Genomic DNA, 13,267 nt, shown 5'->3' on the forward strand with positions numbered 1-13,267 from the left:
CTCACTCCCCGCCGCGGAGGATGGAGTTGCCCTCGTGGGTGGTGGCCGTGTCGTCGAGTTCGAGATCGAGACGCCCGCTGAGTCCGTAGAAGGCGACCGGGTTGCGCCACAGCACCAGGTCGACCTCGTCGTCGGTGAATCCGGCCGCCAGCAGTGCGTCCCCGACCTTGCGGGTCTTGAGGGGATCGCTTTTCCCCCAGTCCGCGGCCGAGTTGACGAGCACCTTCTCGGGGCCGAACTCCTTGAGGACGGTGACCATGCGTTCCTCGTCCATCTTGGTGTCGGGATAGACGGAGAAGCCGAGCCAGCAGCCGCTGTCCTTGGCCTCCTTGACGGTGGTCTCGTTGAGGTGGTCGACGAGCACGCGGTCCGGGGCCAGCGCCGATTCACCGACGACGTCCAGGGTGCGGCGCAGCCCGGCGAGCTTGTCGCGGTGCGGGGTGTGCACGAGGGCGGGCAGCCCGTGGTCGGCGGCGAGCTGGAGCTGGGCCGCGAGAGCGGTGTCCTCGGCGGGGGTCATCGAGTCGTAGCCGATCTCGCCGACGGCGACGACCTGGTCCTTGACGAGATACCGGGGCAGTTCGTCGAGGACGGGCACGCAGCGGGGGTCGTTCGCCTCCTTGGGGTTGAGGGCGAGCGTGCAGTGGTGGGCGATGCCGTACTGGGCGGCGCGAAAGGGCTCCCAGCCGAGGAGGGAGTCGAAGTAGTCGAGGAAGGAGGCGGGTGAGGTGCGGGGCTGGCCGAGCCAGAAGGCCGGTTCGACGACGGCGCGGACGCCCGCGGCGTACATGGCCTGGTAGTCGTCGGTGGTCCGTGACGTCATGTGGATGTGGGGGTCGAAGATGCGCATCAGGACTCCTTGCCGGACGAGGCGCGGGTGCCGGACGGGGCCGACGGACCGGGAGCGCCGTTCGTGGGGGTGCGGCCGGCCGTGGCGGGGCCGGCGGCCGTGGGGTCGGTCAGGGCCAGGACGCGGTGCAGGTCCTCGGGTACGGGACGGCCCGCGGCGGTGCGTTCCTCGGCGTAGTCGCCGAGCATGCGGGCGAGTTCGGCGTCGGCGTGGGCACGCCGACGCAGGTCGCTCACCTCGTCTACGGGGACGCCGGTGAACAGGCACTTCAGGACGGCGTGCCGCCAGTTGTGGGCGTCCAGGTGCCGGGCGGCGTACGGGCCGACGGCGGCGGCGACGAGCCGGGTGTCGTTGGTGCGCAGGGCGTCCTCGACGAGGGGCAGCGCGTCGGGGCCGGTGACGAGGTGGGGCAGGGCCTGCAGGACGGCCCGGCGTTCGGCGGCGGTGCCCTGCCGGTAGACGCGGGTGAGGGCGTCCGGGTCGGCGCGGGCGGCGTGCAGGAGCAGGACGCGGGCGGCGTCGGCGTACTCGGGTCCGCACCGGCGGCCGGCCTCGGCGATCCGCAACTCCCATACGGAGATGGGTCCGTGGATGCCGGGGTGCGCGGCGGCCTCGTCGAGGGCCTGGTCGAGCCAGGCGCGGGCGGCTGGGCCCAGACAGGAGTTCAGGCGGGAGTGCAGGAGGGCGACGGCCGGCTGGGGGGTGTGGTGCGCCCGGCTGTCGCGGGTGGGGTGTGGGTGGTGGTTCACGGGGCTGTCCCTTCGAGGCCCTTGGGGATCGCCCGGGCCGCGCGGTGGAGGAACGGGAGGGACCGGCCGGCGAAGTGGGGGCCCGCGTGGGAGTGGCGGGGTAGTTCGACGACGGTCAGCGCCTGGTAGCCGGTGGCCGCCAGAGCTTCGAGTACGGGCGGGAAGTCGATCTCCCCGTCTCCGAACGGGAGGTGTTCGTGGACGCCGCGGCGCATGTCCTCGATCTGGACGTGGCGCAGCCAGGGAGCGGCGGCGCGTACACAGTCGGCGGGAGAGAGGGGTTCGAGGCACTGGCAGTGGCCGATGTCGAGGGTGAGACCGAGTGCGTCCGGGTCGCCGAGTGTCGCGCGGAGCCGGTGGAAGTCGGCGAGGGTGGCGAGAAGATGTCCCGGTTCGGGTTCGACGGCGAGCGGTACGCCCGCCTCGGTGGCGGCTTTCAGGACGGGGTCGAGTGCCTCGGCGAGGCGTTTCCAGGCGGTGTCCTCCTCCGTGCCGTCGGGGGTGATTCCGCTGAAGCAGTGCACGGCGTGGGCGCCGAGGTCGGCGGCCACCCGCACGGCACGGACGAGCAGATCGACGCGCCGGGCGCGGTCCTCGGGGTCCGGGTCGAGCAGTGAGGGGCCGTGCTTACGCCGCGGGTCGAGGACGTAGCGAGCGCCGGTCTCCACGGTGACGCCCAGTCCGAGGGCGTCGAGCCGTCGCGCCACCTTCCGGGTGCGGGCGGCGAGGTCAGGGGCCAGCGGGTCGAGGTGCATGTGGTCGAGGGTCAGGCCGACGCCGTCGTAGCCGAGGTCGGCGAGGAGCGCGAGGGCGTCGTCGAGACGGAGGTCGGTGAGGCCGTTGGTGCCGTAGCCGAAGCGGAGCGGGTGGGAGCCGGGATTCGGCGCGAGACGGGGGGTCTGGCTCATGTGACGCTCACCTTCCTCGCGAACTTCCGTGCGGCCGGGGCGAGCAGGACCGTGAGAACGGCGACGGCCGGGGCTCCCGCGCGTGCGGCGAGCGCGGCCTGGAGCGGAATCATGGCGCGAATGCCACCGCCGACAGCGCGTTGCGTGAGCGGGGGCGAGGGATGGAGAGCGGCATGAAAGAGCGGCCGGGCGGAGGTCACGGCGTAGGCGACGGTAAGAGCCGTGCGTACGGCGTCCGCCGGGGTGGGCGGGGTGCCGGGGCCTGAGCCTGGGGACGACGACAGGCGTCGTACGGCCGGAGTCCCGAGGTGGGCGGGGATGCGCGGGCTCTGGCCGGGGCGCGACGACGGACTGCCGACGTCGGGAGTCCCGCGGTGCGTGGAGATGCGCGAGCCCTGGCCGGAGGCCGGGCGCGACCGTCGGATCCCCGCGTCGGAGCCCGGAGTTCCACGGTGCGCGGACTGCGGACCTCGGTCCGTGTCCGCAGCCGGTCGGCTACGGGTGAGTCCCCAGACCACCGCCCCGGTGGTGAGCAGCGCGGCCAGCGGTGCCGTGTGCGAGCCGCCCCGTGTCTCGCCGCGGGAGACGCTGGTCACCGCGAAGGTGTGGGTGGCCAGGGTCAGGGCCGCGGGCAGGGCGGGCCGGGGCCGGCCGCCGGTGGCCGCCGCGCCGAGGAGGAGGTCGAGGCCCCGGGCGGCAGCCATGGCCGCCGGTCCGGCGGGGGTCCGTTTGAGCCCCAGGTCGTACGCCCAGACCGTGACCGCGAGCGGCACCGCGACCGCCAGGGACCGGCCGCCCGCCCGGGCGGCCAGCGCGAGGCCCGCCGCCGTGAGGGCCCCGGCCGCGGCGAGGGCGGCGGCCGGCCGGATACGGCCCGAGGGCAGCGGGCGGTGCGGGCGGTCCACGGCGTCCTCGGCCTGGTCGGCCCAGTCGTTGAGGGCCATGCCCGCCTCGTACAGGCAGAGGGAGGAACCGATCGCGAGCAGGGTGCGGGGGTTCGGCCTGGCGCCGGCTGCGGCCGCGCCCGCGAGCGCGTCACCGGGGACGGTGAACAGAGCGGGCAGACGGAGCAGTTCGGCCCAGGCCCGCCCCGTCCCTTTCCCCCGCTCACGCCCAGGCGCACGCTCACCGTCGGCCCGCGCCGCGGCCACGCCGGGCGGCTTCTCCGTCTTCGCCTGCGCCGTCCCCCTGGGTGTGGCGGCTGAGGCCACCGTCGGCGCCGGGCTTGAAGCTGGTGCCGAGGCCACCGTCGGCGCCGAGCTTGAAGCTGATGTCACCGTCGGCGCCGGGCTGGTGGCTGACGTCGGCGCCGGCACCGGGCTGGAGGCTGACGTCGGCGCCGGCACCGAGCTGGAGGCTGACGTCACCGTCGGCGCCGAGGTGGAGGCTGACGTCACCGTCGGCACCGAGGTGGAGGCTGACGTCACCGTCGGCACCCGGATTGAGGCCGACGTCGGCGTCGGCACCCGGATTGAGGCCGACGTCGGCGTCGAGCTTGAAGCTGGTGTCGAAGTCAGCGTCGGCACCGGGCCTGAGGCTGGTGTCGAAGTCACCGTCGGCGCCCCCGTGCCCGAGACGCCGGGCGACCCCGCCCGGGACGCCCACACCACTCCCACCGAAAGGGCAGCCGCACCGGCCCCGAGAACGCCGAACGCGCCAAGCACGCCTCGTGCCCCACGTGCCCCACGTGCCCTACGTGCCCCACGAAAACCGTGTCCCCCTCCCCACGGCCCCCTCACGCCGTCTCCCCCCGGAGCCCGCGGAGCCGTTCCGCGAAGGCCGCCAGGGCCGCGTACTGCTCGCCCAGGGCGGCGGGTCCCTCCCCGACGGGGTCCTTGAAGTAGAAGCCGAGTTCGCTCAGCGGTCCCGTCAGGCCCGCCTCGTGGGCGCGCGTGACCAGCCGGGCCAGGTCGAGGACCAGGGGCGCGGCCAGGGCCGAGTCGCAGCCCTGCCAGGTCGTCTGGAGGACCATGCGCGTGCCGAGGAAGCCGTCGAAGGCGATGTGGTCCCAGGCGGTCTTCCAGTCGCCGAGCGCGGGGACGTCGTCGATGTGGACCTCGCCTTCCGGCACCACGCCCAGCGTGTCAGCGAGGACGCGCTCCTTGCCGGCGTTCTTCGCCGCGGCGGCGGCCGGGTCGGCGAGGGAGGCGCCGTCACCGCCGCCGAGGAGGTTCGTGCCGGACCAGGCGCGGACCCGCAGCGCGCGCTGCGCGAACATCGGGCCGAGGACCGACCGCAGCAGCGTCTGCCCGGTCTTGCCGTCGCGGCCCGCGTGGGGCAGGCCGCAGGTCTCGGCCAGGTGTGCCAGCGCGGGGTGGTGCAGACCGGTCGACGGCGTGAAGTTCACGTACGGGCAGCCGGCGCGCAGGGCGGCCGCCGCGTACAACGAGCTTGCGGGGAGCGGGAGTTCGTCCGCCGCGTCCCACCGCGCGCCCCGCCGCACCGACCCCGGTTCGGCGGCCGCGTCCCCTCGCGCGCCCCGCCGCACCGACCCCGGTTCGGCGGCCGCGTCCCCTCGCGCGCCCCGCCGCACCGACCCCGGCTCGGCGGCCGCGTCCCCTCGCGCGCCCCGCCGCACGGCCCCCGGCCCGACGGTCCCGCCCCCTCCCGGGCCCCGCTCCACAGGCGCCGGCTCGGTGGACGCCACGTTCACCACGACCGCCCGCGCCAGCCCTCGCCGCCGTACGAAATCGCGGATGTCCGAGGCGAACGTCTCGATGAGTTCGTCCGGGGCCCGGGTGTCCCCGGCGGCGGGTCCGCCGGGGCTGATCTCGCGGTCGGCCTCGGCCAGTTCGGCGCCGATCGCCGCGGGCAGCCCGGGTGGCAGCACTCCCCCGGCGGCCAGCGCCTCCGCCCGCTTGGGGAGGGGGCAGTCGAGCGTGTCGTGGCCGCCGAACACGAGGGACGACAGGGCCGGCAGACCGCTGCCGGCGAAGAGGTCGGTCTCGGTGACCATGCCCGTCGGGGGATGCAGGCCGGCGGTCATGGCCGCGCAGCCGGCGATGGCGGTGGTGGCAACGGAGCCGCGTGCTCCGATCAGCCACACCCCCACCCGGGATTCGGAAGGGGACGCGGACATGGGCAGCCTCCTTTTTCGAACGTCATCGAACGTCGTCGAACCTCGTCGAACCTCGTCAAACTCGTCGAACGGCGTCCCACGTCGCCGGAGTCCGTCGGAAACCGGCGGAGTCCGGGACCGGAATCCGGCGGAAGCCGAGGCTCCGGCTCCGGCTCCGGCTCCGGCTCCGGCAGACGTCGTCGCACGGTCCTCGTACGACGGCCACGGGAGAGTGGCGGGACGAAGGCGGCGGGCGGAAGTCCGGCGTCTCCCGCCCGCCGCCGCTCAGTCGCCCGGCACGGCGGAGCGCACGGGCAGTTCCTTGATCCGGATGTCACGGAAGGACACCTGGTCGTCGGCTCCGTGGTTCTGGATGCCGACCTGGCCGTCCCGCAGACTCCGGGCCGGATCGGTGTTGGTGAAATCGTTGATCCGCACGCCGTTGAGCCAGACGCGGAGCCGTTCACCCTCCACGCGGATCTCGTACGTGTTCCACTCCCCCGGCGGGTTCAGCGCACGGTCGCGCTTGCCGATGTCGGCGGACTGGAAGCTGTAGACGGATCCCGTGGTCCTCTCGGGCACGTCCGTGGCGTCGATCTGGACCTCGTAGCCGTTGTTCACGGCCGACCAGGGGTCGTCGGAGGCCGGGAAGCCCACGAAGACACCGGAGTTGTCGTCCCCGTCCACCTTCCAGTCCAGCTTCAGCGAGTACGCGCCGAAGCCGGAGCCGGCGTACCAGAGCATGCCCAGACCGCCGTTGGACGTCAGCGTGCCGTCGTCCGAACGGGAGAAGGATCCGGGGCCCGCCTGCCGCCAGGCCGACAGGGACTCGGCCGTGCCGTCGAAGAGCGGCCGGTAGCCGTTCTCCGGACGGCAGTCGGCCTGTGCGTCGCCGACGGCGTACCGGATGCCGCCCAACAGGTGCTGCCGGAAGGCTGGTTCGGCGTACGACTCCTTGGTATGACCGCCGCCGGTGTAGAAGGCGCGGCCGCCCTGGTAGGTCTGGCACCAGGCGATCGGATGGTCCCCGCTCATCGTGCCGCCGCTGTACGACGACTCGTCGAGCGAGGCCAGGACGTGGGCGTGGTCCCGGGGGTTGGAGCGGTAGTTGTACCACTCGTCCGTACGGTTCCAGGCCGGATCCAGGTGCCCGGTCGCCGGGTTGCCGCGGTCCTCGACGTCGACCGTCGCGGGCTGGATCGCCGGGTGCGACTGGAAGTAGGCGCCGGCGAGGCCGCCGTAGAACGCCCAGTCGTACTCGGTGTCGGCGGCCGCGTGGACGCCCACGTAGCCACCACCGCGCTTGATGTACCGCTCGAAGGCGGTCTGCTGGCCGGCGTCGAGGACGTCACCCGTCGTCGAGAGGAACACCACGGCCCCGTACCGCGCGAGGTTCTTCGCGGTGAAGGCGCCGGCGTCCTCGGTGGCGTCCACCGTGAAGCCGTTCGTGGCGCCCAACTCCCGTACCGCGGCGATCCCTTCGGGGATCGAGTCGTGACGGAAGCCGGCCGTCTTCGAGAAGACCAGGACCCGTGCCCCGTCCGGCGCCTTGGAGGCGGCCGGTCCCGAGACGCACCCGATCAGCAGGGCGGCCGTGGCGGCCGACGTCATCACTCGTAAGGAGGCGCGCATGTCAGTCACACCCCCGTCAGCCCGTGGTGAAGGTGAAGTCGTCGACGTCGTACAACGCGCCGGTGCCACTGCCCTTGAAGACGAGGTAGAGCGTGGTGGTGCCGGCCGGTGCGCGCGAGATGTCCGCGCTGACGTCCTGGAAGGTGTCCCAGCCGCCGGTCACCGGCACGGTCGCGGTGCCCAGCAGCCGGCCGGTCGGGGAGCCCGCCCGGACCTGGAGGGTGCCGCCGGTGCCGCCGGACGCGATGCGCGCGGTGATTTTCTTGGCGTCGGCGAGCACGTACGGCGTGAAGGAGATCCAGTCGCCGTTGTTGATGTCTCCGACCGTCTTGCCGCCGTGCGCGGTGGCCTTGGACTGGACCGTGATGCCGGAGGCCTTGCTGTAGTGCTCGGCCTGGCGGTGCCTGGGCTGGACGACGTTCTGGTCGTGGGTGGTCAGCGGGGCCTGGCCGCCGCCACCGCCGTCGGTGTACTCGGCGTCGAAGACCCCGAAGATGTTGGCGTCGTCGTCATGACCGCCGTCGGCACTGGTCTGGATGGTGCCGGAGCAGCCGTTGGCCGAGGTGACCGGGTGGCCGTGGCTGTCGTGACCGAGGACGAAGGTGACCTTCACCTTGGCGCAGTCGATCGCGCGGCCGTCCTCCGGGTCGGTGACCTTCACCTTGAAGGGCACGGCGTCACCGAAGCTGAACAGCTGGCCGTCCTTGGGCAGTTGCAGCACCACCTGGGGTGCGGTGTTGCCGACCACGACCTGCACGCTCGCGCTGCCGGTCCGCCCGGTCGCGTCCTTGGCCGTCAGGGTCGCGGTGTACGTCCCGTTCTTCTTGTACGTGTGCGTGGGGTTCGCCGCGGTCGACTTGCCGCCGTCGCCGAAGTCCCAGCTGTACGTGAGGGCGTCACCGTCCGCGTCCGTCGTGCCGGCCGACGAGAACCTCACCTTCAGTGGTGCCTGCCCCGAGGTGCGGTCGGCCGCGGTCTGGGCGACCGGTGAGTGACCGTCGGTGGCGTTCTCGATCCGGTACAGGCCGGAGTGCTCGTCGCCGCCGAACCAGGCGGTGCCGTAGTCGAGGACGTACAGCGCTCCGTCGGGCCCGAACGCCATGTCCATCACCTGAGTGCCGGTCCACGGCACGTCGTTGATGGACTGCACGGTCCCGTCGCCGTCCGACACGATCCGCTTGATCCAGCGGCGGCCGAACTCGCCGGCGAAGAAGTTCCCGTCGTAGGCCTGCGGGAACTTGACCGGGGAGTCGAGCGAGGCATCGTAGTGGTAGACCGGGCCGCCCATCGGCGACTCGGAGCCGTCCCCGAACTCCGGGACGGACGGACCGTCGTACGGGATCCAGGCGGCCTGCGCCGGAGGCAGGTCCGTGAGGCCGGTGTTGTGCGGCGAGTTGTTCTTGGGAGCGGCACAGTCGAAGGCCGGCCCGGACTGCTTGGTCGCGAAGTCGTAGTCGATATAGGCGTCGTTGTCGCCCGTGCAGTACGGCCAGCCGAAGTTGCCGGGCTTCGTGACGCGGGCGAACTCGACCTGGCCGGCCGGGCCGCGGGCGGGGTCGGCGGCGCCGGCGTCCGGGCCGTAGTCACCGACGTACAGGATGCCGGTCTTCTGGTCGACGCTGAAGCGGAACGGGTTGCGGAAGCCCATCGCGTAGATCTCGGGGCGCGCCTTGTCGGTGCCCGGCGGGAAGAGGTTGCCGTCCGGGATGGCGTACGAGCCGTCCGCGTTGACCTTGATGCGCAGGATCTTGCCGCGCAGGTCGTTGGTGTTGCCGGCCGAACGCTGGGCGTCGAACGCCGGGTTGCGGTCGGAGCGCTCGTCGATGGGGGTGAAGCCGTCGGACTGGAACGGGTTGGAGTCGTCGCCGGTCGACAGATAGAGGTTGCCGGCCGCGTCGAAGTCGATGTCGCCGCCGACGTGACAGCAGATGCCGCGGGAGGTCTGGACGTCGAGGATCTTCTTCTCGCTGGCCGTGTCGAGGGTGCCGTCCGTCTTCAGCACGAAGCGGGAGAGACGGTTCACTCCGTCGAAGGGCGCGAAGTCGGCGGCGGTACCGGTCTCGGGGGCGTCGCCCGCGGGGGTGCTCAGGGGCGGGGCGTAGTAGAGGTAGATGAAGCGGTTGGCGGCGAAGCCGGGGTCGATGCCGACGCCCTGCAAGCCCTCCTCGTCGTGCGTGTACACATCGAGCTTGCCGGCGAGCCTGGTGTTGCCGGCCGCGTCGGTCAGGCGTAGTTCGCCGTCGCGCGAGGTGTGCAGGACCGAGCGGTCGGGGAGCACGGCGAGCGACATGGGCTCGCCGACCTCGGGCTCCCCCTTGGCGAGGGTGACCTGCTGGAAGTCCTCGGCCGCCGAAGTTCCCGGGTCGGCGACGGCTGCGCCGGCCGGGGGCGCGGTGAGGGTGAGGGAGGCGGCCGCGAGCAGCGCGCCGCTCAGCAGGGCGAGTGCCCCGCGGAGTCTTGGACGTCTGGTGTGGCTCCTGGTGTGGGTGTTCCTGCCGTTCGGGTGCACGAAATGCCTCCATGACGGGGCTGGTCGTACGGGCGGGTGCGGTAGGCCGGAGTGCGCCGTCACTCCGGAAGTCCTCTGCGCGGGCCCGGCGTTGCGGCCGGGCCCGCGTCGCTCAGTCGTTGCCGCCGAACGCCGCGTCGAACGAGGCGGTCGGCGGCTCGAAGTCATAGGCCTTGAGGCGGGTCAGTGCCTCGGGTGCGCCCTGGAGCCGGTCCATGCCGGCGTCCTCCCACTCCACGGAGACCGGGCCCGTGTAGTCGATGGAGCGCAGCATCCGGAAGACGTCCTCCCAGGGGACGTCTCCGTGGCCCGCGGAGACGAAGTCCCAGCCGCGGCGCGGGTCGCCCCAGGGCAGGTGCGAGCCGAGGCGGCCGTTGCGGCCGTCCAGCCGTTTGCGGGCCTCTTTGCAGTCGACGTGGTAGATCCGGTCCCGGAAGTCGTAGAGGAAGCCGACCGGGTCCAGGTCCTGCCACACGAAGTGGGAGGGGTCGAAGTTCAGGCCGAAGGCGGGGCGGTGGTCGACTGCCGCCAGCGCGCGGTGAGTTGTCCAGTAGTCGTACGCGATCTCGCTGGGGTGGACCTCGTGGGCGAACCGCACGCCCTGGGCGTCGAAGACGTCCAGGACCGGGTTCCAGCGGGTCGCGAAGTCCTCGTAACCGCGCTCGATCATCGACTCGGGGGCGGGCGGGAACATGGCGACCAGATGCCAGATCGCCGAGCCGGTGAATCCGATGACGGTGTCGACGCCGAGGGCGGCCGCCGCGCGCGCGGTGTCGGCCATTTCGGCGGCGGCCCGCTGCCGGACGCCCTCGGGCTCGCCGTCGCCCCAGATCCGGGCGGGCAGGATGGCCTGGTGGCGCTCGTCGATGATGGCGTCGCAGACGGCCTGGCCGACCAGGTGGTTGGAGATCGCCCAGCACTTGAGGCCGTACTTGTCGAGCAGCTGGTGGCGCGAGTCGATGTACGCGGGGTCCGCGAGGGCCTTGTCGACCTCGAAGTGGTCGCCCCAGCAAGCGAGTTCGAGTCCGTCGTAGCCGAAGTCGCGGGCCAGCCGGCAGACCTCTTCGAGGGGCAGGTCAGCCCACTGGCCGGTGAAGAGCGTGAAGGTGCGGGGCATGTCGTCGGTCCTCCTCTTAGGCCTGGACGGGCGTGTAGACGGAGTTCTTCGCGGCGCTCTCCTCGACCGCGGCCAGTACGCGCTGCACCTGCAGGCCGTCGGCGAAGGACGGTGCGGGCCGCTTGCCCGCCGCGATGGCCCACACCAGGTCGCGTGCCTGGTGCACGAAGGTGTGCTCGTAGCCGAGCGCGTGGCCCGGCGGCCACCAGGCCTCCAGGTAGGGGTGGTCGGGCTCGGTGACGAGGATGCGGCGGAAGCCCGCGTAGGTGCCGGGCTCGGTGTGGTCGTGGTACGAGAGCTCGTTGAGGCGCTCCAGATCGAAGGCCAACGAGCCGCGCTCGCCGTTGAGTTCGATGCGCAGGGCATTCTTGCGGCCGGTCGCGAACCGGGAGGCCTCGAAGGAGGCGAGGGCACCGGAGGCGAGGCGGCCGGTGAAGACGGCGGCGTCGTCGACGGTGACCGTGCCGCGTCCCCCTGCCGCCGGTGCGCCGTCCGCTGTGCCGCCCGCCGCTCCGGCCGGCGCGGTGTCGCTCGCCGCCCCGGTCGCCGACAGACCGCTGGACGCCCCGGCGGGCAGTGGCCGCTCGCGGACGAAGGTCTCGGTGAGCGCCGAGACGCCGACGACGGGCTCCCCCGCCAGATACTGAGCGAGGTCCACGATGTGCGCCCCCAGGTCCCCGAGCGCCCCCGACCCGGCCGCCTCCTTGCGCAGCCGCCAGGTCAGCGGGAACTCCGGGTCCACCAGCCAGTCCTGAAGGTACGTCACCCGGACATGGCGCAGGGTGCCCAGGCGCCCTTCGGCGACCATCGAGCGGGCCAGTGAAGTGGCGGGCACACGGCGGTAGTTGAAGCCGACCATGGCCACCTGCCCACGTAGGGCGGCGGCTTCGGCCGCCTCGGTCATGGCCTCGGCCTCCTCGACCGTGTTGGCGAGCGGCTTCTCGCACAGCACGTGCTTGCCGGCGGCCAGCGCGGCGACGGCGATCTCGGCGTGGCTGTCGCCGGGGGTGCAGATGTCGACGAGGTCGACGTCGTCGCGCTCGATCAGGGCCCGCCAGTCGGTCTCCGTGGCCGCCCAGCCGTGCCGGTCGGCCATGGCGCGTACCGCCGGTGCGTCGCGGCCGCAGACGGCGGCGAGAACCGGGCGGTGCGGCAGGTCGTAGACGCGGCCGGCGGTGCGCCAGCCCTGCGAGTGGGCGGCGCCCATGAACGCGTATCCGACCATGCCCACGCCCAATGGCGGCTTCGCTGCCTCGTCGCCCCGGTGCGGCTGTCCCATGCGGATGTCCTCCTCGTCGTCGTGGCGCGGTGGGGGGTGGGGCCTGTCCACCGGTGCGGTGGCGGGCAGGCCCTCGGTGCGGAGGAGCGGCTCACTTGAAGCCGGTGGACATGTAGCGGTCGACGTTGTCCTTGTCGACGACGGCCGAGTAGAGCGTCAGCGACGCCGGGATCTCGAACTCGGCGATACCGCTCACCCCCTTGCCCTGGCCGAGCGCGCGGGCGAGGTCGATGGCGGAGGCGGCCATGGTCGGCGGGTAGAGGACGGTGGCCTTCAGGACGCTGTTGTCGGCGTCGATGGCCTGGAAGGCGGACAGCGCCCCGGCACCGCCGACCATCAGGAAGTCGTCCCGCCCGGCCTGCTTGATGGCCCGCAGCGCGCCCACGCCCTGGTCGTCGTCGTGGTTCCACAGGGCGTCGAACTTCGACTGCGCCTGGAGGAGTTGGGCCATCTTCGACTGCCCGGACTCGACGGTGAAGTCGGCTGCCTGGCGGGCCACCTTCTTGATGTTGGGGTAGTTCTTCAGCGCCGCGTCGAAGCCCTGGGTGCGCTGCTTGGTGAGTTCCAGGTTGTCCAGCCCCGCGAGTTCGATGACCCGCGCGTTCTTCCTGTCCTTGAGCTTCTCGCCGATGTAGTGGCCCGCGCTGAGGCCCATGCCGTAGTTGTCGCCGCCGATCCAGCAGCGGTACGCCTGCGGGGAGTTGAAGATCCGGTCGAGGTTGACGACGGGGATGCCGGCGCGCATGGCCTTCAGACCGACCTGGGTGAGCGCCTTGCCGTCGGCGGGCAGCACCACCAGGACGTCGACCTTCTTGTTGATCAGTGTCTCGATCTGGCCGATCTGCGCCGCCGTGTCGTTGGAGCCCTCGGTGATCTCCAGGGTCACGTCGTCGTACTTCTTGGCCCGGTTCTTGGCGTTGTCGTTGATCGCGTTGAGCCAGCCGTGGTCGGCCTGCGGTCCCGCGAAGCCGATGGTGACGTGCTTGCCGGGCTTGTCGTCGGCGGCCGGCTGCTCGTTCGCGGTCGCGTTGTCGTCGCCGGAGTCGTTGCTGGTGCAGCCGGCGAGCAGGGCGCCGGCCGAGACGGCGGCGGTCCCGAAGAGCAGTCCTCTGCGGCTGGTGAGGCTCGTTGGTTCTGGCATGACGGTGGACCCTTCCCGTAAGGG

At 72.4% G+C, this 13,267-nt stretch carries 11 protein-coding genes; all 11 read right to left on the reverse strand.

Translation table 11 applies throughout. The features are described from left to right. Nucleotide 1: 1 nt before the first annotated feature. Nucleotides 2-850 carry a TatD family hydrolase gene (locus ACFVYF_RS18040; RefSeq protein ID WP_389456361.1) on the reverse strand — a complete coding sequence of 283 codons (849 nt, stop codon included), beginning with the start codon at nucleotides 848-850 and terminating at the stop codon, nucleotides 2-4. Continuing rightward, complete coding sequence (locus ACFVYF_RS18045) at nucleotides 850-1,530, reverse strand: EboA domain-containing protein (RefSeq protein WP_389456785.1); 681 nt, start codon at nucleotides 1,528-1,530, stop codon at nucleotides 850-852. Before ACFVYF_RS18045 ends, ACFVYF_RS18040 begins: the two co-directional genes overlap by 1 nt. Before the next feature lie 65 nt (nucleotides 1,531-1,595). After that, nucleotides 1,596-2,507, reverse strand: coding sequence for a sugar phosphate isomerase/epimerase family protein (locus ACFVYF_RS18050; RefSeq protein WP_389456362.1), 912 nt, complete (start codon nucleotides 2,505-2,507; stop codon nucleotides 1,596-1,598). Beyond that, nucleotides 2,504-3,658 (reverse strand): SCO3242 family prenyltransferase, encoded by a 1,155-nt coding sequence (locus ACFVYF_RS18055; protein ID WP_389456364.1) that lies wholly within the window; start codon nucleotides 3,656-3,658, stop codon nucleotides 2,504-2,506. Before ACFVYF_RS18055 ends, ACFVYF_RS18050 begins: the two co-directional genes overlap by 4 nt. Next, nucleotides 3,633-4,112 (reverse strand): hypothetical protein, encoded by a 480-nt coding sequence (locus ACFVYF_RS18060; protein ID WP_389456366.1) that lies wholly within the window; start codon nucleotides 4,110-4,112, stop codon nucleotides 3,633-3,635. Before ACFVYF_RS18060 ends, ACFVYF_RS18055 begins: the two co-directional genes overlap by 26 nt. Before the next feature lie 130 nt (nucleotides 4,113-4,242). Then, nucleotides 4,243-5,586: an inositol-3-phosphate synthase gene (locus ACFVYF_RS18065; RefSeq protein WP_389456368.1), complete on the reverse strand. Its 1,344-nt coding sequence runs from the start codon at nucleotides 5,584-5,586 to the stop codon at nucleotides 4,243-4,245. Nucleotides 5,587-5,850: 264 nt separating this feature from the next. Next, on the reverse strand, nucleotides 5,851-7,176 hold the full coding sequence (locus ACFVYF_RS18070; protein ID WP_389456370.1) for a ThuA domain-containing protein: 1,326 nt from the start codon (nucleotides 7,174-7,176) through the stop codon (nucleotides 5,851-5,853). A gap of 37 nt (nucleotides 7,177-7,213) precedes the next feature. After that, nucleotides 7,214-9,706 carry a PQQ-dependent sugar dehydrogenase gene (locus tag ACFVYF_RS18075; RefSeq protein ID WP_389456371.1) on the reverse strand — a complete coding sequence of 831 codons (2,493 nt, stop codon included), beginning with the start codon at nucleotides 9,704-9,706 and terminating at the stop codon, nucleotides 7,214-7,216. 112 nt (nucleotides 9,707-9,818) lie between these two features. Then, nucleotides 9,819-10,823 carry a sugar phosphate isomerase/epimerase family protein gene (locus ACFVYF_RS18080; protein ID WP_389456373.1) on the reverse strand — a complete coding sequence of 335 codons (1,005 nt, stop codon included), beginning with the start codon at nucleotides 10,821-10,823 and terminating at the stop codon, nucleotides 9,819-9,821. A gap of 16 nt (nucleotides 10,824-10,839) precedes the next feature. Further along, a complete protein-coding gene (locus ACFVYF_RS18085) occupies nucleotides 10,840-12,102 on the reverse strand; it encodes a Gfo/Idh/MocA family protein (protein WP_389456375.1) in 1,263 nt (420 codons plus the stop codon). A gap of 91 nt (nucleotides 12,103-12,193) precedes the next feature. Beyond that, entirely contained in the window at nucleotides 12,194-13,243 is a 1,050-nt protein-coding gene (locus ACFVYF_RS18090) for a substrate-binding domain-containing protein (RefSeq protein WP_389456377.1), read from the reverse strand. Nucleotides 13,244-13,267: the final 24 nt, after the last annotated feature.

The organism is Streptomyces sp. NPDC058274, from assembly GCF_042881375.1.
Taxonomy (GTDB): Bacteria; Actinomycetota; Actinomycetes; order Streptomycetales; family Streptomycetaceae; genus Streptomyces.

Coding starts and splice junctions, on each gene's coding strand:
- ACFVYF_RS18090 (WP_389456377.1), bottom strand. CDS start 13,243: ATGCCAGAACCAACGAGCCTCACCAGCCGCAGAGGACTGCTCTTCGGG.
- ACFVYF_RS18085 (WP_389456375.1), bottom strand. CDS start 12,102: ATGGGACAGCCGCACCGGGGCGACGAGGCAGCGAAGCCGCCATTGGGC.
- ACFVYF_RS18065 (WP_389456368.1), bottom strand. CDS start 5,586: ATGTCCGCGTCCCCTTCCGAATCCCGGGTGGGGGTGTGGCTGATCGGA.
- ACFVYF_RS18080 (WP_389456373.1), bottom strand. CDS start 10,823: ATGCCCCGCACCTTCACGCTCTTCACCGGCCAGTGGGCTGACCTGCCC.
- ACFVYF_RS18040 (WP_389456361.1), bottom strand. CDS start 850: ATGCGCATCTTCGACCCCCACATCCACATGACGTCACGGACCACCGAC.
- ACFVYF_RS18050 (WP_389456362.1), bottom strand. CDS start 2,507: ATGAGCCAGACCCCCCGTCTCGCGCCGAATCCCGGCTCCCACCCGCTC.
- ACFVYF_RS18070 (WP_389456370.1), bottom strand. CDS start 7,176: ATGACGTCGGCCGCCACGGCCGCCCTGCTGATCGGGTGCGTCTCGGGA.